This window comes from Pyrobaculum organotrophum (assembly GCF_055384425.1).
On record NZ_AP042430.1, the window covers coordinates 504,260 to 527,139 of the forward strand.

At 56.2% G+C, this 22,880-nt stretch carries 24 protein-coding genes; 9 read left to right on the top strand and 15 right to left on the bottom strand.

Annotation, left to right across the window (positions count from 1 at the left end):
• Window positions 1-185: 185 nt before the first annotated feature.
• From ACZ49R_RS03095 to ACZ49R_RS03160, 14 genes are all read right to left on the bottom strand, one after another.
• Window positions 186-947 (bottom strand): hypothetical protein, encoded by a 762-nt coding sequence (locus ACZ49R_RS03095; protein ID WP_464733701.1) that lies wholly within the window; start codon window positions 945-947, stop codon window positions 186-188.
• A 180-nt stretch (window positions 948-1,127) separates the two neighbouring features.
• On the bottom strand, window positions 1,128-1,577 hold the full coding sequence (locus tag ACZ49R_RS03100; RefSeq protein WP_464733702.1) for a hypothetical protein: 450 nt from the start codon (window positions 1,575-1,577) through the stop codon (window positions 1,128-1,130).
• Window positions 1,529-1,744, bottom strand: a complete 216-nt coding sequence (locus tag ACZ49R_RS03105; RefSeq protein ID WP_464733703.1) for a hypothetical protein — start codon at window positions 1,742-1,744, stop codon at window positions 1,529-1,531. The genes ACZ49R_RS03100 and ACZ49R_RS03105 overlap by 49 nt, the downstream gene beginning before the upstream one ends.
• Window positions 1,734-1,907: a hypothetical protein gene (locus ACZ49R_RS03110; RefSeq protein ID WP_464733704.1), complete on the bottom strand. Its 174-nt coding sequence runs from the start codon at window positions 1,905-1,907 to the stop codon at window positions 1,734-1,736. The genes ACZ49R_RS03105 and ACZ49R_RS03110 overlap by 11 nt, the downstream gene beginning before the upstream one ends.
• A gap of 29 nt (window positions 1,908-1,936) precedes the next feature.
• Entirely contained in the window at window positions 1,937-2,083 is a 147-nt protein-coding gene (locus ACZ49R_RS03115; protein ID WP_464733705.1) for a hypothetical protein, read from the bottom strand.
• A gap of 52 nt (window positions 2,084-2,135) precedes the next feature.
• On the bottom strand, window positions 2,136-4,364 hold the full coding sequence (locus tag ACZ49R_RS03120) for a hypothetical protein (protein WP_464733706.1): 2,229 nt from the start codon (window positions 4,362-4,364) through the stop codon (window positions 2,136-2,138).
• Window positions 4,365-4,399: 35 nt separating this feature from the next.
• A complete protein-coding gene (locus ACZ49R_RS03125; RefSeq protein WP_464733707.1) occupies window positions 4,400-4,528 on the bottom strand; it encodes a hypothetical protein in 129 nt (42 codons plus the stop codon).
• 1,185 nt (window positions 4,529-5,713) lie between these two features.
• The gene (locus tag ACZ49R_RS03130) at window positions 5,714-8,353 is read right to left on the bottom strand and encodes a hypothetical protein (RefSeq protein WP_464733708.1); all 2,640 of its coding nucleotides are present in this window, start codon (window positions 8,351-8,353) and stop codon (window positions 5,714-5,716) included.
• Complete coding sequence (locus ACZ49R_RS03135; RefSeq protein ID WP_464733709.1) at window positions 8,346-9,179, bottom strand: glycosyltransferase family 2 protein; 834 nt, start codon at window positions 9,177-9,179, stop codon at window positions 8,346-8,348. The genes ACZ49R_RS03130 and ACZ49R_RS03135 overlap by 8 nt, the downstream gene beginning before the upstream one ends.
• A gap of 133 nt (window positions 9,180-9,312) precedes the next feature.
• Complete coding sequence (locus ACZ49R_RS03140; RefSeq protein ID WP_464733710.1) at window positions 9,313-10,116, bottom strand: glycosyltransferase family 2 protein; 804 nt, start codon at window positions 10,114-10,116, stop codon at window positions 9,313-9,315.
• A complete protein-coding gene (locus ACZ49R_RS03145; protein WP_464733711.1) occupies window positions 10,113-11,189 on the bottom strand; it encodes a glycosyltransferase family 4 protein in 1,077 nt (358 codons plus the stop codon). Before ACZ49R_RS03145 ends, ACZ49R_RS03140 begins: the two co-directional genes overlap by 4 nt.
• Window positions 11,186-12,103 carry a glycosyltransferase gene (locus ACZ49R_RS03150; protein ID WP_464733712.1) on the bottom strand — a complete coding sequence of 306 codons (918 nt, stop codon included), beginning with the start codon at window positions 12,101-12,103 and terminating at the stop codon, window positions 11,186-11,188. The genes ACZ49R_RS03145 and ACZ49R_RS03150 overlap by 4 nt, the downstream gene beginning before the upstream one ends.
• Window positions 12,103-12,456: a hypothetical protein gene (locus tag ACZ49R_RS03155; RefSeq protein ID WP_464733713.1), complete on the bottom strand. Its 354-nt coding sequence runs from the start codon at window positions 12,454-12,456 to the stop codon at window positions 12,103-12,105. The genes ACZ49R_RS03150 and ACZ49R_RS03155 overlap by 1 nt, the downstream gene beginning before the upstream one ends.
• Before the next feature lie 376 nt (window positions 12,457-12,832).
• Window positions 12,833-13,282: an FkbM family methyltransferase gene (locus ACZ49R_RS03160; RefSeq protein ID WP_464733714.1), complete on the bottom strand. Its 450-nt coding sequence runs from the start codon at window positions 13,280-13,282 to the stop codon at window positions 12,833-12,835.
• A 584-nt stretch (window positions 13,283-13,866) separates the two neighbouring features.
• Between ACZ49R_RS03160 and ACZ49R_RS03165 the strand changes: the two genes are divergently transcribed.
• The 7 genes from ACZ49R_RS03165 (at window position 13,867) to ACZ49R_RS03195 (ending at window position 20,347) form a co-directional block, all read left to right on the top strand.
• Window positions 13,867-14,925 carry a glucose-1-phosphate thymidylyltransferase gene (locus ACZ49R_RS03165; RefSeq protein ID WP_464733715.1) on the top strand — a complete coding sequence of 353 codons (1,059 nt, stop codon included), beginning with the start codon at window positions 13,867-13,869 and terminating at the stop codon, window positions 14,923-14,925.
• Complete coding sequence (gene rfbB / locus ACZ49R_RS03170) at window positions 14,922-15,884, top strand: dTDP-glucose 4,6-dehydratase (protein WP_464733716.1); 963 nt, start codon at window positions 14,922-14,924, stop codon at window positions 15,882-15,884. The genes ACZ49R_RS03165 and rfbB overlap by 4 nt, the downstream gene beginning before the upstream one ends.
• 35 nt (window positions 15,885-15,919) lie before the next feature.
• Complete coding sequence (locus ACZ49R_RS03175) at window positions 15,920-16,723, top strand: SDR family oxidoreductase (protein WP_464733717.1); 804 nt, start codon at window positions 15,920-15,922, stop codon at window positions 16,721-16,723.
• Complete coding sequence (rfbC, locus tag ACZ49R_RS03180) at window positions 16,713-17,276, top strand: dTDP-4-dehydrorhamnose 3,5-epimerase (RefSeq protein ID WP_464733718.1); 564 nt, start codon at window positions 16,713-16,715, stop codon at window positions 17,274-17,276. Before ACZ49R_RS03175 ends, rfbC begins: the two co-directional genes overlap by 11 nt.
• Before the next feature lie 1,407 nt (window positions 17,277-18,683).
• A complete protein-coding gene (locus tag ACZ49R_RS03185; protein ID WP_464733719.1) occupies window positions 18,684-19,202 on the top strand; it encodes a coiled-coil domain-containing protein in 519 nt (172 codons plus the stop codon).
• Between the two features lie 122 nt (window positions 19,203-19,324).
• Entirely contained in the window at window positions 19,325-19,900 is a 576-nt protein-coding gene (locus tag ACZ49R_RS03190; RefSeq protein WP_464734087.1) for a PaREP1 family protein, read from the top strand.
• Window positions 19,901-19,927: 27 nt separating this feature from the next.
• Window positions 19,928-20,347 (top strand): hypothetical protein, encoded by a 420-nt coding sequence (locus tag ACZ49R_RS03195; protein WP_464733720.1) that lies wholly within the window; start codon window positions 19,928-19,930, stop codon window positions 20,345-20,347.
• Here the strand turns inward: ACZ49R_RS03195 and ACZ49R_RS03200 are convergent.
• Window positions 20,321-20,386 (bottom strand): hypothetical protein, encoded by a 66-nt coding sequence (locus ACZ49R_RS03200; RefSeq protein ID WP_464734088.1) that lies wholly within the window; start codon window positions 20,384-20,386, stop codon window positions 20,321-20,323. The two genes, ACZ49R_RS03195 and ACZ49R_RS03200, sit on opposite strands and share 27 nt — an antisense overlap.
• 406 nt (window positions 20,387-20,792) lie before the next feature.
• Between ACZ49R_RS03200 and ACZ49R_RS03205 the strand changes: the two genes are divergently transcribed.
• Entirely contained in the window at window positions 20,793-21,020 is a 228-nt protein-coding gene (locus ACZ49R_RS03205) for a hypothetical protein (RefSeq protein ID WP_464733721.1), read from the top strand.
• A 61-nt stretch (window positions 21,021-21,081) separates the two neighbouring features.
• Complete coding sequence (locus tag ACZ49R_RS03210) at window positions 21,082-22,791, top strand: AAA family ATPase (protein ID WP_464733722.1); 1,710 nt, start codon at window positions 21,082-21,084, stop codon at window positions 22,789-22,791.
• Window positions 22,792-22,880 lie beyond the last annotated feature (89 nt).

Genomic DNA, 22,880 nt, shown 5'->3' on the forward strand with positions numbered 1-22,880 from the left:
AAAGTCGGAGGTGTTTATCACCACAGCCCAGGCCCTAGGCGGGGCACACTCAGCTAGCCACCTCGCCGCCGCCCTAGTATCCTCGCCAGAGATCCCCCACACCAAGACGTAGACCCTACTCCCGTTCAACACAGCAGCCACAACAGCCGCACGCGAGCGCCACACCGCCCCAGACCTAGCGTCTCTTATCCCCCCAGGGAAGTGTCAAAATAGAAGGGAAGCCCACCAACCCCCGGACGGTCAGGCGGATTCAAGACACGAATAAGCGAATTGGCAAACGGACCCCCCACAAACACGACGACCCCCGGATACCGCAGGGCCCTATCCCCCCTCCACTGCACCATCCACTCCTCTGCGTCAAGATATGCAAACAGCGGACTCTCCATCCAATAAGCCAGAGTGCGAGTCACGGTCGGCGAAAAGGCAACTCTCGCATATACAGCCGCCACGGAGTCTATAGACGCCGCCCCTGCCCCCACCACAAAAGTGGCGTTAGCCCCCACAACATCTACAAGCGTCGGGCGGCCCAACACAACCCTCGCATGGGTGGAGTTCCTCCACACCACCGCCACACTCCAGTTCCCCACCCAAGCCCTCTGCCCAACGTCCAGAAAGTTAAAACGGGAATCCGACATGTTGAACACAAGCACGAAAAACACCCAGCGGCCCACCCCAGGCGTCGTCACGTTATACACCACAACGCCGCAGAAAGGCAGATAAGACTCATACCTCCCAACACACTTATAGTCAAGCACAAACTCAAAACCACTACCACCCACAAACCCAACCCCACTACCCCCCGACACCCAATAGGAACCACCCCCAGACGCCAAAGCCAAACCACCCCACCCCAAGTAGACCTTATGAGGCAGAGCCAAACCACCCGGCACCAAGTAATAAGAACCCCACCACGACCTAGCAGAAATATTCAAGAACGCAGACCCCATCACATCCCACGCGTTGTTATACTCACTGTCGCGCGTACCCGAATGGTCCAGACCCAGGTTGTGCCCAAACTCGTGAACATACACATGTACGTCTGGAGTTTTATTCAGCCAGTCGGCGTAGTGATATATTTATGAAACAGCGATATGTCTAGGTCCGTAGGGCGTTGAGGCGGTTCAAAACTACATCGAGCCTTCGCCGGCGGCGCCTTGTTTACAAGGAGGCTGGGCGTTCAGCACAATCACCAGATAGCTGTAGTCCGGCAGCTGGACCCCCCTTTGGTACAGGAGGTTAATCACGTCGCTAGCCACGTTGTAGAACTGGTACGAGCCCCCGCTACAGTAGTCCGCAGCCGTCTTCGGGAGCGTAAGCCAGGCCCCCACGTAGTAGGGCCTGACCACGACGGCGCCCCCCGAGACGTACTCCCAGAAGTCCCTAAGCGAGGGAAACGGCCCAAAAACCACGTCGTGGATATATGAGTAGTTATACGGCTCAGCCGCCACATCTCTAAACTTAGCCCCCACCACAGACACGAGAAGAGGCCCACGCACGGGGGCCACCCCGCCAAAGCCCAACACCTCCCTCACGTAGGCGATGCCCCCCACCACCTCGGCGGACACCCTAGCATCCACGGGGCCCCGCCGGCCAGCGGCACCAGCGAGCCGTCGCCAAGCTGAAGGAAGTAGAACTCCCTAGACGTCCCATTTACATAATCCACCACATACCCAACCACCTGCCCCACAACACCAGCCCACGCCGCGGCGGCCGCCAAAACCAAAAACAAAACGCTACGCGTCATACACCTCCAAAGCCCTAAACCTCCCATCGACAAAATACCCCATCACATAAACAGGCGCATTCGGATTACCAACGTAGTTAACCCCCCTAGTCAAATTAAACCTAGTCCCGGCATCCACAACCAGCTCAACACGACTACCATTAGGAAAGACAAGGAAATACACAGTCTTAGACGTCCCATTTACATAATCCACTACATACCCCTCCAAAACCCCCTCAACCTTACAACCAAATGCTGAGAAGCCTCAGGGTAAGCCAAAACAGCACCATGCCTAGAATACCCAATCAATAAAACAAACACAGCCAACAAAACCACAACAAGAATCACCCACTTAACCATAGAAAAGCAGAAAAACAGAGTTAAAAAATTCAAAAAAAGATCTCAACCCTTATTACGGACCTGGCGTTAGCGGCGTCAAGAACTGTTCAACATGTTGCGTCGGCGATACAAAGTACACAACAGCCCTCTTAGGCATAATAGTCGGATAGCCAGGCCACATATAGTTATAATACAACTGAACAACATACGTACCGATCGGCGGCGGTAGATTCTGCCACAATTTACTTTGCAGTTGATAGAAGATATAGGCGGTCCAATACGTATCCTGAGCATTGGCGCCCCAGACCTGAACGAGCACTGTGCCGTTGGGGTCCACAGAGACTGATATTACGCCATAGCCGACCTGGCCAGGCTGCGGCGGCCACGTCGTAGTTACCACAGGCTGCCAGAAGTTGTTCCACGACTGAACCACCAAATTACCACTCTTCAAACCTCCACAGCCAGTGACGCACACCCTCACAACCGTGTTAAAGAAGTCGCCAGAGTAGCTGTTCAGAAACGGCGACCACCAGGCAAAGTCCTGCATATAGCGAGTCACTAAATTCGCAAGAGGACCAGCCACAGAAGTAACACGAGTCCCCGCGACAGGTATTGTCTTATTATAAATCGTCGTCTGATTTGCCAATCTGAAATTCGCCGCCTTCACTAGGGAGACTCTCCCATATGAATCAACATACCAAGGCGCGGAGCTGCTGCACGGGTACAGCAATACGGGAATGCTACCGTTGTACACGAAGGGCGCCATCGACATCGGATCGACCGTGCCGTATCCCAGGGGCGCAACATCTAGCGCAAGCCATCCACTAGCATTGGTCCACTGGACCCAGCCCAACCCAAGGACGTCAGCCATGTGGCCTCTAGAGGGCGCAACTATCCACCCTCCAGGATACTGCCTGAGGTTGAACAATGTGTAGTTCAATAGCGCTACTATGTAGGGGTCGGGTTGATTATTCGCAACCCAGTTGGTGACGTTGAAGGTCATGCCGTAGACAAACATGTGCCCGCCTGACACAACACCCTTCTCGCCTATGAGAACCAGCCAGTTGGGCGATGTCTTGTACTGCAGTATTACAAACGGTATTGTATTGTTGGCGCTTGGCTTTCTCTCTCCCGTCGGTAGGTTGATTTGGTAATTGTTTAAGGTGCTGGGAACCAGCCAGGGTAGCGCCGTCACGTTGTACTCGGTGACACCTGGGTATACTAAGGCGAAGAAGGTTACGTTGTTGTATGGTGCGGTCGGCACAGCGAGCGTCAAGTTGGCAACAGGCGCATTAGTCCCGAACTTGACGGGGAACACGGTTACGTTGGCTGTTAAGGCGTAGTTTCTGGCGTTCAGCTGGTCTAGCTCGAAGCGCAGGCTGAAGGCCACGTCTTTGATTACTCCGCCAGTCGGGATAAGCTTAGAGGCTGGGTAGAGGACAACAGTCCAGTTGTAGTATACAACGGCGTAGGGGAAGGCCTTCGGGAATACCAGAGTGTAATTCACATACATCCATAGCTGGAACCCTGTGAGGTCTTGGTCGCCCACCAGCTGACCTACGTCCTGAGCTATGAAGTAGCTAGAGCCTCTGGCAATCAGAAGCCTCGGGCTGTCGTAAACGACTTGAAGCGGCGTGGACTGCAACGGGTACCACTTCCACTGGCTTGCGCTGGGCCACTTAGCGGGAGGCCCGCTCTTGTTGTAGTACACAACGACCCCCCTGCCGCCGCCTGCGTGTGTCCTGTTGCTATACACAGCATACATCTGTACAGCGATGAAGTGAGTCCCGTCGGCAGTGGTGAAGTTGGCAGACAGCGTCCACCCGTTAACCCAGTCAGACGGGTTTATATAGGGAATGTTGTTCGTAGCCCAACTCTCGTACCTTGCAAACATGTCAGGCCTGTTGTAGAATGCCATCGATATCCCACCCGCGGTGCCCCCATTCAGCATCGCCACGTACTCACCAAACTGAGTGAAGCCAACCCTAATAGCCGTGCTCTGGTTAGTTATCTTTCTAATCTTATCATAGTATTGTTGGTTCAACCCCAGATATTGGATTTGGCTTATGATGCTGTATAAGTCGCCGAAGGCTGGGGAGCCGCTGGCGACTACGGCAAGAGGCGGGGTGCCGCCGAAGGGCCAGTGGCTGGGGTCTAGGTAGCCTACACACGCGTATGGGTAGCAACCGCCGTAGTTTTGGGGCTTAGCGCCGGGGTTTACAGCCTGTATCTCTGGATAGCTGGGGTTTATCGCCAACACAACCGCGGCGATCAGTAGTGCATAGACTAGTTTGGAACGCATGACTAGAAAAAACTAGAGGTTTATAAACTTATCGCTTAACCATCTGCCGGCTTATTCTGCTGGAAAGGACACCCCACCCACCTCGGCATGAAAAACCTCCCAGGCCACATGACAAGCCGATAGTCAAGCCAATAAGGCACATCTCCAACACGGTCACAATCCAAATCAAACTCCTTGTAGCCACTTCAGTAATTACCAACATCGCCACTCATCAGCCACGGGCTACCTACCCCTCAACATTAAGGCATTAATAAACAGGCTGTAGCGGACAGAACTAAAGAAAATAAAGCGCATACCAAGAAGGTTGTATAACACCCAGTCCGATAGTTGAACTTATGATATGATTTCTAAAGATCCTCACATTATTGCTATACGCAATTGCAATTGATGTATCATATTTGCCGTTGTATACTACAACTGGACTGTAACAGTTCTTATAAAATTGATTCCATTCTATAGTCGCATCAGAAAGAAACGATATAATTTATACCATGGCCATTTTCCGAAATAGTATATGTCTATACGGTATGTTAATATATGTGGGTTGTTGCTTAATATTGGACCTGGAAAGACGATTGGCGGTGCAGAATTTTCTTTATTTACCTTTAGCATACTGGTCGGCATGGTCTGGGCAATAGCGGCATAGATACAAAAAATGTTATAATAACCTACTAACTAAGAATGACATAGGTACATTACGTCTTAAATACAAATAACATACTAGTAATATAAAACCAAAAACGTAAAAACCAAGTAGCAATAAGTGGAGCTCTTATATGCGGTTCTGTAGTGTTTGCTGATAAAGAAATGTAACGTCGACATCGTGAGGTTTTGTACAGTGACATTCGGCGCTGAAATGACGACGCCGGCCGTGTTGTAACTTGTGATCTGGACTGTTGCGGTTCCTTCGCCTGAATACACTGTGGCGGCTCCGTTGCTGTATGTTATGGCCCCGTTTGCAGTCTCTAACATCCTCAACTGCGGCTGTTACTGCATATAGCGTATTTATTCCCTCAGCGGTTTTTGTCGCTTTAAACGTCAGCCGGGTATCCTACGCCTATGACAAGTTTATGCGTATCTCCTATGGAGCACGCGGCTTTGCCTACTAGAGTTATGTTTGCGTTGTTTGGAGGTATTGTCAACTAGTGCTGGAACTGGGCCGGTGTGAGCACAACGCCTGACCCCTCTATTGTGGTGTTGGGCTTTTTGACTAAGAATGTGTAAATCGGCTTTAATTATATATGTATCACCTACCTTTTGTATGGACTCGTCTTGGTTTATAACCACCGCGTTTGCTAGTATCAACGGTGCCGTTAGTGTAATCCAAGCTATCTGGCTCATATCTTTTTCTATTTCTCTTTTTTAAATGTTGCTATTGCCAACGCGGCGGCGGCTAGGGGGGTGGCTAGGAGTCTCCACTGGTACGGCGTATAGATGGGGGTGCAGTGGCCAGCGGCTTCTGTGAACCCATTGACTAGTCCGTAGACTCTCACAGGCCGTGTGTCGGCGCATGTCAGCCGCCAGGTGGGGTCGTAGGGGGTGTTTATCTGGAGCAACTCACCGGGTCTGAGGTCTGGGTTTGTGCAGCTTGTGGGCCTCCCCGTGGGCATATCCGGCGGTAGCGCCGCTATGTAGGCTACCGTCGCGTTGACGAGCCTTATCTCGAGCTTGCCGGGTGTTGCCCCTAATACTTCTGCGGTGCCGTTGAGGACCCCCATCCTCAACTCAAGCGGCTTGTCGCTTTCTATTACGATGGTCTTGTTTTTGACGTACGCGGCGACGCCTAGGGGGGATTTGGGGTTGTTATATATCTCGTTGGATAGGTCGTATGGGGTGTATATGACGCCGTCTGCCGGCTCCTCCTTTTTGGCGAAGAGGAGGCCGCCCACCGCCGCGAACCCGTGGGCGCATATCTTGACGGGTCCGCCGGCCTTCACCTCTCCTAGGTATACGTAGCGGAATCTTATCTCATCTCGGTTTAGGTCTGCTGTCAGCGTCTTCCCGCCTGCGTGTATCTGGAGGGTTCCAGAAATGTTAGACAGGTATGCGAGCGCGTAAACTTTGTATACTCCGTCTGGTAGATCTATAGACGCCTCTGCGCACCAGTTGTCGCCCCACATGAAGCTGTGGGGGAGGTCGAAAGGCCAGAGGCCGCCTTTCTGTCTCAAGGTTGTGAAGAATGCGGAGCCTAGCACGTCGTTTCCATAGGTGAAGTTGCCTCTGAACTTGTCAGCCCCTACGTGGAGGCCTCCGCCGTGGATCAGGTCGTGTCCCTGTTTTATCCTCACGCCGTCTATGAGGCCGTCTGAGGCGAAGACTGCCGGCGGCGCCGCATCTCCGTATATGTGGAAGAGAACGGCCAGCGCGGGATAGCCTCCGTATATCTGTACGGGGCGGCCAGCTCTACAGAGGGGGGCCTGGCCTATGTCAACTGCCTGGATCTGTGTCGTGTTTATTACAAGGCGGCCGTACGTTGGTATACTCCTCTGTAGTTGCAGGAGGCCGCTGTATAGGCCGCATTTGACGTACGGCTCTGTAATTGCTCTGTCGTAGACCACGCCTATGTATTTTATACCCACTGCTCTGTATGGGGCAAGGCCTAGGCGAGGGAGGGCTGTCGTGAAGCAGCTTGAGTTGAGCAGGTTGAAGTACGCGAAATACTGGGTGTAGGCCATAGCGCCCCTTACCGATTCTACGGCGCCGTAAGCTATTGTGGGGGTGACCCGTAGCTCCAGGATTCCCGTGGGGGCTGATACGTCGTAGGGCCCCCTCTGGTTGCTCCAGAGGGCTCTGAAGTCCCCCATGCCGGGGTACCACAAGACCGCGCCCTCGTTTAGGGATTGTATTTCATAGTAGGGGGCAGGCGGTTGAGCGGGGGCCCAGTAGCCCCCCATGTCTCCGGTCAAAAGTAGAGGTAGGTATAGCGCGGCTAGAAGCGCCGCCGCGGCTGCCTGGAGTCGACGGGGGGCGTTGCCGAGCATGAAGAGTATCCCCCACAGTGTGATTATGCCATTGACGTAGGGCTGGCGAAAGAGCCGCATGAGGGCTTCGTTAAGCGCCAGGATCTTGTCGACGTTTACCTCCGAGGCGGTCAGCAGAATCCCTACTAGGAGTAGCGCCGCGCCAAACATAGCCGTCATCCTCCTGCTGAGGAGACCCAGCGCCGCTATGATCACCACTGGGAGAAAGCTGTAGCCCCACAGCCCCGTCACTATTTTTTCAAAATGGTCACCGGGATAGTAGTAATATATAGAAAGCGCATTTAACATATTTACTCTACGAATGTCGGCTATGGTTATTGTGTGTAGAGCTATGGAAAAGCCTTGAGAGGCGTGGATTACGGCAGGTAGCCAGAGCGGCGCTGAGAATGTGAGCCCTAGCAGGTAGAGGAACAGAGCTCTTCTGGCCGTAGTTAGGCGGAATAGGGCCATGGCTATTAGGATTAGTAGGAGGAGTGCGGCGCCTCTGTAGTGGAAAGTTAATCCGAATACAGTTGTAAATATCAGATTGGCCTTCCTGCCTCTTGACGTGGCGGCGTATAGGAGCAGCGGCATAAATCCGTAGAAGAACCGAAGCTGGATGTCCCTCGGTTGGTTTAGAAATAGGGGGTTTAGCACATAGGCTGTGGCTAGGCACAACGCAGTGTATCTACCGAAGAACTGTCTGAAGAAGAGGTAGGATGTGGCAAATGCCGCTCCCGTTGGTAGTGCGAGAGCTATCGCTTGTAGCGCCTTATAGTTGCCGAGGGAAACGGCGTAGAGGAATAGGTAGAGGTAGAGCTTTGACCAATCCGCCTCCGAAAATACGCCTAGGGGAAATATGTCCGCAGCCACCCTCAAGAACTGTTGCGCTGTGAGTACCTCGAACTGTTCGGCTAGAAAGATGTAGCCGGGTGAGGCGAGGTATCTGTATATAGAAAGTAGGGCGAGCGCAACCGACGTGAAGACGACCAAAGGCCACTCGTTTCTAAAGAGCCCGCCCCTAGTCATATACGTTCTCTCCCCCGAATATGGAGCCAAGCGCGGCGGCTGTTGCCTGTACCGCCTTTAGAAGGGGCACCATCGCAAGGCCTGGAAACCACCTTCTAGCCGTATATGCCACCCACCACCTCTTTAGAAAGGTGGGCCTTATGGGGTATATGTACGCGGGCGTGGCGCTCCGCGATAGATACCTCTTTATCCCAACGCCATAGTACATAGACTTTTTTATAAATTCTGCAAAGCTCTTGGGCTCTCCTAGGTGGATCTCAAAGCTCTTCTCGGCCCAGCACACCCTTGCTCCTGACTTTACAATCCTCTGATGTAGTTCCAGGTCCTCTTGGGCGTATAGACTTTCGTCGAATCCGCCGACGTTGAGAAATAGGTCTTTTCGCAACAGGCGTGCAGCCTCGTAGATACCGCTTCTGTAGTAGGAGAGACGCTCGTAGTACCGGATCTTAGCCACAAGACTCGGCCTCGGGTTGCTGATGTTTAAAACAACAACGGCGTCGCACCCGTCTCGTATTAAGTCCACGCCTTCCTCCACCGTCTTGGGGTGTAGGTAGAAGTCCGAATCTACGAAGTATAGGATATCGCCAGACGCCTTTTTAGCTCCAAAGTTCTTCTGGGCACTTCTCTCTAGCCCATATCTATAGACCTTTGCACCGAATTTTACAGCGATGTCCACGGTACTATCACGGCTGTAATTGTCTACCACAATTACCTCGATATTTCTATAGCTCTGTCTAGCTATCGAAGCCAGTGTAAGCGGTAGAGTTCTCGAAGAATTCTTAGTTGGTATGATAATGCTGACCAATGGTCTCACCGGATATGTCACAGTTAGCCACAGGTTTTAGACCAATATAAAAATTCTTGGCGAGATGAGTAAACGTGAAATAATACGACGATACATACGCCAACCTAGCCACTGCTGTGTTAGATCTGGCCTTACAAATCAACACCACCATCTATCAAAGGATGTAGCCAACTATTGACGCCGTATATTCTAACGTCTTGAGAAGTAGTACTCCAACCGCCAGTTGTGGTTTTTCAAAAATTTTCTTATTGTAGAACAACGATATTCTATATATTGGATTGACTTGATACATGGCTATCTTTTTATATCTTCTGATATATAACTTTGCAGTTTTACTGTAGTAGTATTTCTTCCAAATCCATCTCTTGAGCGAGAAGTCTCCCTCGTAGTGAAGAATTGGCGACTTTATCCTAGCTCTCACGTAGTAGCCCATCTCTTCTATTTTCTTCGGCAGTGTTGCCTCTTCAAAAAAGACGACGTCTTCGTCAAATCCTCCGGCCTCGATCGCGAGTTTTGTTGGAAAGAAGCGTGGCGACTCTATGGGGGTATTTGCGTAGAAGCTTCTCTCGAAATCTCTGACAGCTACCCAGTATCCCATACCGACGCTACGCTCTGGTATCACTACGCCTCCTATCTTGGGATGTGAGCTCGCCACGGCGACGCACTCACCCACGACCCCCGGCGTTAGTATCATGTCTGAGTCTATGAACATGACATAGTCTCCATGTGCCTCTTTGAGCCCAACGTTTTTCGCCCTTGCTCTTTCGCCGTGTGTTCTAATGACTTTTGCCGAATATCTCATGGCTATGTCAACGGTTCTGTCTTTGCTAAACCCGTCTACCACTATTACCTCTATGTTTTGGTAGGTTTGCCGCCTTATTGACTCTAGTAAGAGACCTATTGTGCGCTCGGAGTTGTAGGTAGGGATAATAATAGAGACGAGCGGGTTTTTCCTCATATGGAGGATATTACTATACTAAAGTCCCTCGCGGTTTTATCCCAACTATATAGTTGAGCTAACCTGTACGCGTTTTCGCCCAGCTTCTCTCTCATCTGCGAGTCGGCGAGTAGTAGTGTTATGGCTTGGGCTAGGGCTTTAACGTCTCCCGGCTTCACCAGGAGGCCGGTCTCGCCGTGTATGACAGAGTCCCTCAGTCCTGGCACGTTGTAGGCGACTGCCGGCGTTGCGCAGGCGGCGGCTTCGGTGATTGTGAGCCCCCAGCCCTCTTTCGTGCTTGTGGAGACGATGAGCCAGGCGCTCTGCATCCACTTTATCTTCTCCTCCTCGGTTACTCTGCCTAGGAACTCTATGCCGTCTGTGCCCAGCGATTTGGCGAACCGTTTTACCTCCGGCTCGTGGTCTCCCGTGCCGATTATCACAAGCCTGGCGTCTCTGACCTCTCTTTTGACCTCTCTGAAGGCGAGGAGGAGGTGCTCCAGGTTTTTGTACCGCTTTATCCTCCCGACCCAGAGCACCGTGGGGATGGGCGACTTGGGGCCCGGCCTGTATTTCTCTAGGTCAACGCCGTTTGGCACCACCGCGATTTTTTCAGGCGCCACACCCATTTGAACGAGCTCCTCTTTTGTCGATGGCGACACCGCCACGAGCCTCTCGTATATCCTCACCCACCTCTCCGCCCACTTCACTAGGTGGGCTAGGGGCTTCGGCAGCTCAATGTCCACCACGTCTTGGTGTACGTGGTGTACCTGCGCCACCACCGGCGTGTCTGTGAAGAGAGGAGAGAGCCAGGGGACGGCGTGTGCCACGTCGTCTATTATCACGTCGTACTCCCGGCCGTGCCTCCTTACGTACAGAGGCGCCAACAGATGTATTGTGGCCCTCCTGCCCATTCTTTTGAACCTGACGCCCTCCGCGACCTCCTCGCGGGGTAGGCCCTCTGCCGCCTCGCTTATGACGGTCACCTCGTGCCCCATCTTTACCAGCCTTCTGGATATCTGGAAGAGGCGCTCCTCTGCGCCGCCGGCCTGTGGGTGTCTGGGGTCTCTGTGGTTTATCCAGAGTATCCTCATCCCCTCCTCAGCAGATGTACTAGGATGAGCTCCACGGCGGCGCCCGCGAGCCAGGCGGTGGGCATGAGCGCTATGGCGTTTTTGACGATGGTGGCGGCGGCCTCTGAGACGGCTATCTGGGGGAGGCCTAGGTACCTCCGGAGGAGGGCCCATCTGCCGAATATGCTTATCCCAAGCGCGAATATCCCGAGCGCCGGCGAGGCGAGCTTTGCCGCAAGCGCGGCGGCGAGGGAGACGGCTATGTACTTGGGGGTGAACCAGCCCGTCTCGTCGAGCACTTGGTATAGGTACTGGAGTATCCACTTGGGCTCGAACTTGCTATCGCCGACTGTCCTGTACCTCTGGGTGACCTCAACCTGCTCGTAGCTGGCGATTCTGCACTTCGTCAGTATCTCCAGGACGGGCTTGATCCTCGGCTTTATGTCGCCTAGGCATCCCGCGATCGTCTCCCTCTTCACGATGTACATCTCCGTGGTGGGGTCCTTTAGGCGGCGCCACCTGGGGAACAGAAGCTTGGCCAAGAGGCGGGCGCCCCAGCTTATGGCTCTGCGGTGGAGGGGCCTCGCGTCTCTTCTGTAGCCCAGCACTATGTCCACGCCCCCGGCCCTCTCCAGCATCTTGGCTAGGTCCTGGGGGCTGAACTCCATGTCGGCGTCTAGCACGGCGATCCAGCGCCCGGAAGCCTCGCGGAAGCCGTCTATTAGGGCGCCGGGCTTGCCCCCCGGGGTCCTCTGCGCCACCACCTTAAGCCTCAGCCCCAGCCTCCTGGCTGCCTCCGACGCCTCCTCCACCGTGCAGTCGGTCGAACCCCCGTCGACCAGCACGACCTCGGCCTCAGGAAGCCACCTCTTCACCTCCTCCAAGACTCTGCCTACGTTTCCACACTCGTTTAACGTCGGCACTACTATGGACACTAGGGGAGCGGCCATGCCGCGATCCTCGGCCTCCACCTCCCGGGGGTGTTTAGTATCTGTAGGCCCAACGCGAGCGCCCTCTCTTCGTCTACCTCAACCCCCCTCTGCCTGGCTATCGCCCTCCCTAGGGCTATTGCCTTTTGGCGGAGGGGGGTCACGAGCTGCATGACCTCGTTTATGGCCTTCTGGAGGGCGGCGAGGAGGGTCTGCGACTTTATCCTCCCGCCCCTCCTTAGGAAGTGGATGGCGGCCTCTATTAGCGCCCTGGCGGTGGGGCTCACGAAACGCCAGACGCCTAGACGTAGCGCTCTCGCCCTCAGCGCGACGAGCCTCAGCCCCACCGCCAGCGGCATGTTGTGATTGATGTGGGGTGTTTTTTAAGCTTTAGGCGGTGTTTGCCTAGTTGTTTCTTGTTGATTATAGGTCTTGTTTATTGCGAAAATTACGGCTAGGTTTCTTTCTTTTAACTTCGTAAGTGAAGTGAACGTATATATGGTTCTCCTCAGTGCCTTTAGCTTGAGGTAGCCCCTTAGCCTAATTCTGCACCGAAATTTCGTCTTGTACACCGGAGGCGCATAGTGCTGTACCTCGAAGTTTGCTGTTTTTAGCTTTTGGATTATCTCCGCGAGGTTGCCGTGGCTTAGGTGTATTTCGCCTACATGGCCTTTATTCTCTGTAGCTCGTGGGTTTTGGCGTTGCGGAATATGTCAAATTCCGCGCCCTCTACGTCTATAGGTCTATGTAGCCAAGCTCGTTTAACACCTCGCTGAGAGTGGTTGTCTCAACTCTGTAGGCTCTCCCTCCGCTCCCATAGATGGAGGAGCCCCCACTGTGCCCTCCCTCGTATATGTATATGTCTTTTCCGTCTCCTCCAACGATGGCTTTGTTTAACGCCGTGATGTTGTCGACGTTGTTTATAATTTTGTTTATTTCGAGTATTCTGTAGTTTACTGGATGGGCCTCTATTGCCAGCACCCTCTTGGCGTAGACAGACGTTGCGAGGGAGAAGAGCCCTACGTGAGCGCCGAGATCGACGACGATGCCGTTTCTGAAGTTGCATATCTCGAACTGTGGAAGATACTCATATTCTCTGTTTAACAAGACGTCTTTAAGCGCTACCCAGAGCATATCGTCTGGTATAAAAGCTCTATACAGCCGGCTGTCGACCGTGAACTCCACCGAGAGGATGTTGCCTTTTCCTCCGCCTGCCAGCTTGTTGACATATCTCTTAGAAGGTTCACACTTGTTTAGTTCGTTAGATTATTTAAGTATCGCTGGGCCTTTACGCCTTTCGGTAGTCAGGTGCGGGGTGGGCGTCGGGTGGTTTTGGCGTAGGGTGTGTTGCGGGGGCTTTGGGGTGTGGCGCTGTGTGCCACGTGGGTTGGCTTGTGGTTGACGTGGGGGTGTCGTGGCGTTTTTGTCTCTTGGGTGGGTTCTTGGTTGTGGGCTGTGGCTTTTGTGTGCTTTAGGTGGGTGGGCCCTGGGTGAGGTTGTCTTTAGTGCTGGTGGCGGCGTCTTTTGTGTATCGTTGGTCGAGGGTGTCTGCTTTCTGTCTGTGGTGTTTCGTCGCCGGGTGTGCTTGTTTGTGGTGTTTTGCCTATGTGTCGCTCTGTGTGTTGGCGGTCGCCTCTTTTATCTGGCTTCTGCCATTATGCGAGTTAGTATGTGGTTAAATTGGTTTTATCGTTTGGACTAGGCGTTTGTTGGCTTGCTTATGGTAGCGCTGGATTTAACGTATTAAAATTGGTTGTTGTTTACTGTTGATGTTCGGCCTTGTTCTTGCTGGGGGTGAGGGCTCGCGTCTCCGGCCTTTTACGTTTTCTACTCCGAAGCACCTCATTCCGCTTCTGGGTAGGGCGATGATAGAATATCCGATTATCCACCTGGCTGAGGCTGGGGTTTCGGAGGTTGGAGTGGTTGTGGGGTATATGGGGCATCTGATTCAAGAGCATCTGGGGGACGGCTCGCGTCTCGGCGTGCGGGTGCGCTACTTCTGGCAGGAGCGCCGGCTGGGGATCGCCCACGCCATCAGCTTGGCGTTGCCTGAGATAAGGGGGCCCTTCGTGGTTTATCTGGGGGATAACATTCTGGCGGGGGGGATTAGGCGCTACGTGCGTGCTTTTTTGGAGGGGGATTTCGACGTCTACATCCTCTTGGCGAGGGTGCCTGACCCGAGCCGGTTTGGTGTGGCGGTCGTTAGGGACGGCCGGGTGGTTAGGCTGGTGGAGAAGCCTAGGGAGCTGGTGTCGGATCTGGCGGTGGTCGGCGTGTATATGTTTAGGGATCCGGAGGACGTGGCGAGGGCTTTTTCGTCGCTTAAGCCGTCGTGGAGGGGGGAGTACGAGGTGACGGACCTCATCCAGTGGTTTATCGACCGGGGGAGGAGGGTGGGGTTTGACTTCGTTGACGGCTGGTGGAAGGACGTGGGGACGCCGGAGGGCCTTCTGGAGGCGATCTACCTTCTCCTAGACCACGCCGAGGCGAGGGTAGAGGGAGAGATCCGGGGGGAGGTGGTTGGGCGGGTCGTCGTGGAGAGGGGAGCCGTGGTTGAGGGGAGGGTGTTTGGCCCGGCTTACGTGGGGCCGGGGGCCTACGTGGGGAGGGGGGCGGTGGTGGAGCACTACGTGTCGCTGGAGTCGGGGGCGCGCCTGGCGTCGGGGGGCGCGTCGCGGTCTCTGCTACTCAACGAGGCGGAGGTGGACGTGGGGGGGCTTAGGCTTGTGGACAGCGTGTTGGGTAGGCATAGCGTCGTGAGGTCGCGGCGGGATCTTAGGGGGGAGGCAAGGCTTATAATCTCAGACTTCAGTCGGGTGGAGCTATGAGGGTGGCCGTCATTGGGGGGGCTGGGTTTATGGGGAGTAACTTCGTGAGGCATATAGCGGGCCGCGGCGAGGTGCTTGTCTACGATAAGCTGACGTATGCGGGGCGCCTCGAGAACCTCAGGGGGGTGGAGGTGGAGTTTGTGAGGGGGGATGTGGCGAATTTCGAGCTCCTCTTCTACGTCCTGTCGCGGTTTAGGCCAGATGTGGTGGTTAACTTTGCGGCGGAGACGCACGTGGACCGGTCTATTAACGACCCGGCGCCTTTTCTTACGACTAACGTCTGGGGGGTGTATTCGGTTCTCGAGGCGGCGCGGAGGCTTGGCTTTCTCTATGTCCACATCTCTACGGACGAGGTGTATGGGGATCTTGCAGGCGGCGGCGAGGCCGACGAGTCTTGGCCTATGAGGCCTAGTAGCCCCTACTCCGCCTCTAAGGCCGCCGGGGACCTCCTGGTGCAGGCGTATGGGAGGACGTATGGGGTTAGGTTTAGGATTGTTAGGCCTTGTAACAACTACGGGCCGTTTCAGCATCCGGAGAAGCTCATCCCCCGCACTATCGTGCGCCTACTGTTGGGGAGGCCCGCCACGATCTATGGGGATGGGCGGCAGGTGAGGGATTGGCTTTATGTGGGGGATTTCGTGCGGGCGCTGGAGGTGGTCATCGAGCGGGGGGTGGACGGGGGTATCTACAACGTCTGTGCGGGGCAGCTGGCGTCTGTGCGGGAGGTGGTGGAGAGGATCGTCTCTATGTTGGGTGGGTCTGTGAAGTACGTGCGGGGGAGGCCGGGGGAGGATATGAGGTACGCCATGCGTTGCGACAGGCTGAGGGGGCTGGGGTGGAGGCCTGAGGTGTCTCTTGATGAGGGGCTTAGGAGGACTGTGGAGTGGTATAGGGAGAACGAGTGGTGGTGGCGCCCCGTCTTGGACGAGTACGTGCTTGCGGATGAGCCATGGAGGTAGTGGTGACGGGGGCTGGGGGGCTGCTGGGGTGGTGGGTGGCGAGAGTGCTGGCGGAGAGGGGGTATAGAGTGTATGGGGTGTACCGGGAGAGGGGCGGGGGGCTGGAGGGGGTGGAGTGGGTGAGGGCTGACCTTGAGGCTGGGGTTCCGGAGGTGGTGCGTCGGGCTGACGTGGTGATCCACGCGGCTGCCTATACGGACGTGGATGGGTGTGAGGTGGATCGGGCGAGGGCGTATAGGGCTAACTTCCTGGCGACGTTGGCGGTGGCTAGGGCGGCTAGGCGGGTGGTGTACATCTCGACGGATTATGTGTTCGACGGGGAGAGGGGGATGTATAGAGAGGAGGACGTCCCCAACCCCGTGAACTACTACGGCTTGTCTAAGCTGCTGGGGGAGGGGCCTGTGTTGGCGAGGGGTGGGGTGGTGGTGAGGGTGAGTGGGCTCTTTGGGGTGAGCCCCCATGGGAAGAGGAACTTTGGGGTTGAGGCTCTTCTGAGGCTTAGGCGGGGGGAGGAGGTGAGGGCTTTTGTAGATCAGAGACTCTCGCCGACGTATGTGCCGTTTCTAGCGGAGCGCCTCGCGGATCTTCTGGAGCGGGATGTGGAGGGGGTCCTCCACATCGCTGGGGAGCCCGCCACCCGGTTCGAGTTCGCGGTGGCTCTGGCAGAGGCCCTCGGGGTGGACAGGGGCCTTGTGAAGCCGGCGAGACTGTCTGAGGCGCGGCTGGTGGCGAGGCGGCCTCGGGACTCCAGCCTAGACACGTCTAGGGCGGCGTCTATGGGCCTCTCCCTGCCTCCGCTGAGGGAGGCCCTTAGGCACTTCGTGAAGTATGCCGTTTAGGAGCTTCAAGAGACTAGAGATCCCGGACGTAATCCTCATAGAGCCTGTGGTCTTCCCCGACCAGAGGGGGTTCTTCGCCGAGCTTTACAAGCGTACCGACTTCCTGGCGGGGGGCGTGCCCTACGACTTTGTGCAAGTGAGTGTGAGCATGTCGCGGCGGGGGGTGGTGAGGGGGCTCCACTACCAGCTTAAGCCGGCTGAGCAGGGGAAGCTGGTGACTGTCCTCAGGGGGCGGGTTCTGGACGTGGCCGTCGACATTAGGAGGGGGTCGCCTTGGTTTGGGAGGTACGTGGCGGTGGAGCTATCTGCCGACGAGCCGAGACTTCTGTGGATTCCGCCGGGCTTTGCCCACGGCTTCCAGGCGCTGGAAGACGGCACCCTCTTCATGTACCTCATGACTAAGGAGTACAGCCCGCAGCACGAGCGCTGCGTGAGGTGGGACGACCCCGAGGTCGGCATCCCCTGGCCGATAAGGGAGGCGATCCTCAGCGAGAAGGACCGGAGGTGCCCGCCGCTTAGGGAGACCGAGACCAACTTCGAATACCCCATATGACTCTTTTTCTCCTCTACTGTGGTGATTGTGTCCAACACAATTAGGCTTGTTGTGGATTACACAGAGACGCTGGGGAGGCTTTTAAATATTGTAGCTATATTTTGAATGACGACTTTGGTCTTGAAGCTGTTGTAAGGAGTGTATGTAATGAATACGTTGAAAAATGGAAAACTGAGGGCAAGAGTACATTGTTTCAGGTTTTGAGCAGATGTATGCTGAGGGTAACTCCTATAGAACATGAATTCACTCTTAAGGCGAGACTTCCCGTTCTTAATGGGGAAAACCCAGCTATTCCGCCTGCAATACCTCTGCTTCCCTTGCGAGGCTTGCGATATATTTGACATAGCAAACAGAAAGCCTCGCCCCTTAGGGCGGGGATGGATTTAATCTATAATTTTTCATGGCAGAGTGGCGAAGAGAGACTTAAACAGCAGTGCGCGCCATACGGCGGGTCAACGGCAGATGGCCCCGGCGGGGAGACACCCCGTCACGATCCCCGCCCCATTAACCCCGGCAAGGGGCAACGGCCGAGACCCCCACAGTGGAAACCCCGCCCTTCAGGGCGGGGAGCGCGGTTCTATCCACCACCTGTCTAACGGTTGGTGAATTGCGGAGATGCCTTGTGGTTGTAGATGCGCCTATAGGAGTGGTTGCCGAATAATATCGCCAACTTGGGGAAGGGCAGGCTCATCTCCGACATTTCTCTAGGTGACGACGTAGTTGCTTCGTTTTTCTTCAGCGGGAACCAATGATTAGAGGGGCTTTGAGGCGGATGGGGGCGAGGTTTTTAAGTGGGGGGTTTGGCGGGGGCTGAGTCTGAGGTTTTGTTCGTCGGTCGGCTGGTTGTCCTCTTAAAGGCGCCCGGGGGCCGTGGCGTGGCTTGTGGGCTCTGGATAGCGTTTGGCGCGCTTTGGGAATTCCTCACATAGACGCCCGCGCAGGATGTTTCGAGCTGTCGACGATGGTGTGAGGAGAGGTGGCCGTGCAGATGCGCTTGTAGGGGCGCGGCCGGCTCAGGTGATGTGGTGAGTATGGCTGACTGCATTGGGCCTAGGGCCTCCGGGCACTGTAGCGGCGGTGGTGGCGGGGTTACCCGCGGCGTCTACGTAACCTCGCTTTGTAGAGGACGTAAGCCCTAAGGACGGCCTTGTTCAAGCCTGGCGGAGAAGCGGCTCCGGTTATAGCTGACTACCGCGGAGACGGCGTCAAGGGCGTCGCCCGGGGCCTACAAATCGCACAGGCGAGGTTGTCGATTCTGTGCCGCATACGTGCTCCCGGGCCAGTCTCCTGGCGCCCGCGTCGACCGCTCGCCCCTTCCTGGGCCTCGCGCTTGGCTCTTCCGGCTTCCGCGCCAGCCCGATCCTACAGTGGCTTATAAAGGCAGCCTTCCGCCTCCTCGCCGGCGTTATGTTTATATTTTTGTGTGGGGTGTGGGCTGTGGATGCTGTTGCGCAGGAGGCTCTTAGAATAGCTGTAGATAGGGTGGTGGAGAAGCTCAAGGAGGGCAAGAAGCTCTCCACAGAGGACATCTTCCTCCTGTACCTCGGCACCATTGTAAACGAGCTGGGGGGGATAAGAGGAGAAATAGCGCGGCTAGAGCAGAGGATGGAGGAGATGAACAGGAGAATAGACGAGACAAACAAGAGAATCGACGCCACAAACCAGAGGATTGACGCGGTGTCGGAGATCTTTAGTATGCGGATTGATGCCCTAAGCCAGCGGATCGAGGACACCAATAAGCGGATTGATGCGCTGGCAGACAGCCTAAACAAGAGGATAGACACGGTGGCGGAGAGCCTAAGCAGGAGAATTGATGAGACAAACAGGCGGATTGACGCACTCAGCGCCCGTATAGACGACGTGCAGAAGACTCTGCTAGAGATCCAGCGCCTCTTGATGGAGCTGTTGAAGGCGGGGCGGGCTTAGCCAGACGTGGGTGGTTTAGATAGTCCAGCCTCGTCCTAGGGCGGGGCTTTCAGTTCCCGACTTACGCGTAGATGAGGTAGATGGCCTAGTTCTAAAGTTTTTTAAAAACTGTGTATCTTTTTGTGGTGTCTGGGGAGGTTCTGGAGAGGCCTCTTCCTAAGCCTACCGGCGAGGAGTATGTGGCGGCGCGTCTTCTTGAGGCTCTTGTGGAGGCTGGGCTTGCGTTGGAGTTCCTACGGCGTGGTCTGGTGAGGAATGCGGCTGGGAAGGCTTTTCAGGCGTGGAGGGCGTACATGGCGGCTCTCATGAGGCTAGAGCTGGAAAAGCTAAAGGCCGCCGCCAAGAGCGAGGAGGAGAGGAGGTGGCTGGAGTCCACAGCCGCCCCCCGCCTCCCCACAACCAAGATGAAAAAGCTCTCACACATGCTTGAAGACGTGGGGCATGCCGGCTTGTCTTTTGTTGTGGACAAGGCTCTTGACCTCCATGACTATCAGTACCACGGGCCGGACCCAGACGCCGCCCTCTCAAAATACACGTCTAGAGAAGAGGCGGCGAGAGACGTTGTGGCGCTGTTGCGCGAGCTAGCCAGGCGTGTGGAGGCCCTGAAGACAAGGGTCAAGTGGACGGGGGAGCTGGAGAGGGCTTTGGAGGAGGTCAAGGGGGCCCTTGGGGGGCCTTCGGGGGGTGGCGTTGGGTAGCTCCGGGTGGTTGCGTGTTGGGATTCTGTGGGGCGGTGGCCTTGTCGTCTCGGTGGCTTCTGTATCTCGGCGGTTGCGGTGGCTGAGGGGGGCCTCTGGGGGGCTCCGCCGTTTCTGCAGCCGGGTTTGTTGTTTGTGGCGGCCGCCGCCGGTGGCTGGGGTCTGCCTTCGGGTGAGAGGCGGGGGTGCCTGGCGCTACTGCGCCTGGCCGGCCTTGATTCTGGCCTCCACCTCTCCCACCAGCTTCCCCACCTCCTCCATGGCGTCCTCCACGTGCTCCTTCCTGCACAAGCCCTCGTAGAGGCAGATGTGCATGGCGTTTCCGGCGTTCCACGCGTCTGCGGCCCACCTGCCGAGGTCTCTGCGGAGGACTGTGCCGTATTCCCACAGCTCGCCGTGGCTGGCGAGCCTCCTCTCTCTCTACGCCGCGTAGGCCTTCACGGCTAGGGCGGCGGCGCCCCATAGCTTCTCAGCGGCCTGCCTCACGTCGCCTCTCTCCAGCTCCTCCCTAGCCTGCTCCAGGGATCCCCCGCCGCGTTGATGTACTCCTCAGCGCGGGACCTGGAGTCGAGGCCCTGGACAAGTCGACGAGGTACTCCTCGACGCTCATCCCAAGCCTCCTCCCTGACGCGCTCGGCGATGTTGCGCGGGAGAGTCAGGGCTGACATCAGACTTCCCCACGCTACACATAGCAGTTTTCTGAGGGCGATTCGCCGGCTCGCGGACGGCAGAGCCCAGGCCCATTATAAAGGCTTCGTTCTTTAGGGCGGGGACTACACGGCATCTGCATAGAGAGCATTCCTGCGCTGAGGCGCGGGGCCGGAGGTGGGGAGAGTCGGCATATGGCCTGGCAGCAAGCTCCGGAGGCCGGAGGTTACGCGGCGTTCCGGTTGTGAAGATGGATCTGAGACACACCTCCCCTCTCCAGTGCGGGAAGAAACTAGTGAGAGGCGATGTGCCTGAGGCATATCCTGTGCCGGCATTGCGGGTGGGAGGGGGTAGAGACGTGGCGAAACATCGAAAGGAGGGCACTCGAGGAGAGCCGCGTGCCGCCCGGCCTACGTCAGAGGTTTCACAGATGCCAATGAAGGCGCAGGCGAGGAGAAAGTCACAGGCATAGCGTTAGGCAGTAAATGGCGGTGGAGAATAAATATATAGTGTTGTAGTGCTATAGTTCCTATGTGGTGTTTTTTAGTTCGGGAGAGCAATTGGGGTTGGGTGTGGCTATGAGGGTGTTGATGAGGGATTTGGGCCCGGTGAGAGGGGGGGGGGTGAAGCTTGGGGATGTCACGTTGTTTATGGGCCCGCCCAACACGGGGAAGAGCTACGCTCTGCGCGCTATCTATGCAAAGTTGTCGCCTCTTGACGAGTACGCCGCTGGGCGTGTGGAGAGGAGGCTGTCGGCTAGGATTGCGGAGTATCTAGAGCGCGAGTTCCGGGCGGAGGCGTCGGCGAGCGTCCGCAGGTTGGTTTCTGGGGTGGTTGAGCTGGTTGCGGCTTTGAGGTCTGGAAAGGGGACTCAAGCTGTATTTGGGCGGATGGGCGAGGCGGGTCTTCAAGTGGCTGAGGCCGGGGGCTCTGTTGTCGTTAGAGGTCCGCCGATGGAGTGGGCGGTGGACGTGGGTGTCTTGAGACAGATGGCTGCGGACGCGTTTTACGGCTTTATGGCCGAGCTTGTGCCTGTGAAGGGGGTGGACACGGTGCGGCTTGAGCCGCTCGAACCGCTTGATGTTGTGGGTGCGCTGAGGCGCAGTGTTGTGGAAGAGCGCCGGTATCTGTTGGGGTGGTTTGGGCAGGCAGGTGAAGTACTTAGGAGGTTGGGTTGTGGGGGTGATGAGTTGGAGCGTCTGCTGTTCTCGTCCTCGGTGAGTCTTCACTTTGATGTTTGGGTGGGTGGGAGGTCGAGTGTATGGCTTGAGTTCCGCATAGATACGCGGGCTTTCTCGCCGGGGGGCGCCGGCCGCGTGGAGAAAACCGATGGGGGTTTGTCCAAGGCGTTGGACAAGTATGTGGAGGAGTTGGTGTCTGAGGTTGTGCGCAGGTCGGCTGCCTATCTTTCTAGTGCTGTGGTGGAGGGCGTCCGCGACGCTTTGAGAAGCCGCCTTGGTTTTGAGGGGCTGCGTTTTGTTCCTTTTGGCAGAAGTGTGCTCGTCTTGGCGCTGGAGAGCGCTTCTAGGGAGCCGTATGCCAGGCCTGTGTACCTGCGTAGGTTTGTTGGGGGGTTCTATCCAAGCGTGTTGGCAAGCTATGTCTACTGGGCGAGCGAGGGGCGGAGGCGTCTGTTGGAGGGGCTCGACGAGACGGGGGCGAGGGTTCTCGACGCCGCCGCGCCTCTGCTGGAGGGCAGGTTGGTGCCGGGCGCCGCCGGGAACGTGCTATATAAGGACTGGCGGGGGTCGCTTGTCGAGTTTCGGCTGTCTTCTGCTCTTGTAGGCGAGGTCTCCGGCCTTCTCTTCCCCCTGCTGAGCGCGGGCGGTAGATCTCTGGTGCTTGTCGAGGAGCCCGAGGCTCAGTTGCACCCCGGGGCGCAGATAGCGATGGCGCTCTTCTTGGCCTCGCTGCCGGCTCTATGCGGGTGTAGGGTCGTGGCTACCACACACAGCGACTTGCTGGCCATCACCATGAGCCAACTGGCGGTGCAGAGGCCGGACAGGGAGTGGGTTGTGGAGCTGCTGGCGAGGGTTCTGCCCCATGTGAAGGAGGGCGTTGACGTGTTGGCTGGGGCCGTGGCGGAGGCCGCCGTAGACTTGAGGATTTACGAATTCACCAGAGAGGGCAAGGTGGCGCCTGTGAGGCCGGAGGACGTGCTCGGCAAGGAGGTTCCTGGGATAAGCAGGGTAATCGACGAGCTCACCGATTGGGCCTTCCGCCTTGCGAGCCGCCGGGAGTGAACAAATATGCCGGGTCTGCGGCCTGAATGTCTTCAGACGCCCAACGTGGGGAGGCGCTGTTGTATCTGTGGGGAAAACGAATGCTTTGT

Bases quoted from the DNA above. Each gene is read 5' to 3' on its own strand.
- ACZ49R_RS03095 (WP_464733701.1), bottom strand. From the start codon at position 947: ATGGGGTCTGCGTTCTTGAATATTTCTGCTAGGTCGTGGTGGGGTTCT.
- rfbB (WP_464733716.1), top strand. From the start codon at position 14,922: ATGAGGGTGGCCGTCATTGGGGGGGCTGGGTTTATGGGGAGTAACTTC.
- ACZ49R_RS03155 (WP_464733713.1), bottom strand. From the start codon at position 12,456: ATGCCGCTGGCGGTGGGGCTGAGGCTCGTCGCGCTGAGGGCGAGAGCG.
- ACZ49R_RS03105 (WP_464733703.1), bottom strand. From the start codon at position 1,744: ATGACGCGTAGCGTTTTGTTTTTGGTTTTGGCGGCCGCCGCGGCGTGG.
- rfbC (WP_464733718.1), top strand. From the start codon at position 16,713: ATGCCGTTTAGGAGCTTCAAGAGACTAGAGATCCCGGACGTAATCCTC.
- ACZ49R_RS03140 (WP_464733710.1), bottom strand. From the start codon at position 10,116: ATGAGGAAAAACCCGCTCGTCTCTATTATTATCCCTACCTACAACTCC.
- ACZ49R_RS03120 (WP_464733706.1), bottom strand. From the start codon at position 4,364: ATGCGTTCCAAACTAGTCTATGCACTACTGATCGCCGCGGTTGTGTTG.
- ACZ49R_RS03115 (WP_464733705.1), bottom strand. From the start codon at position 2,083: ATGGTTAAGTGGGTGATTCTTGTTGTGGTTTTGTTGGCTGTGTTTGTT.
- ACZ49R_RS03130 (WP_464733708.1), bottom strand. From the start codon at position 8,353: ATGACTAGGGGCGGGCTCTTTAGAAACGAGTGGCCTTTGGTCGTCTTC.
- ACZ49R_RS03185 (WP_464733719.1), top strand. From the start codon at position 18,684: ATGTTTATATTTTTGTGTGGGGTGTGGGCTGTGGATGCTGTTGCGCAG.
- ACZ49R_RS03145 (WP_464733711.1), bottom strand. From the start codon at position 11,189: ATGAGGATACTCTGGATAAACCACAGAGACCCCAGACACCCACAGGCC.
- ACZ49R_RS03165 (WP_464733715.1), top strand. From the start codon at position 13,867: ATGTTCGGCCTTGTTCTTGCTGGGGGTGAGGGCTCGCGTCTCCGGCCT.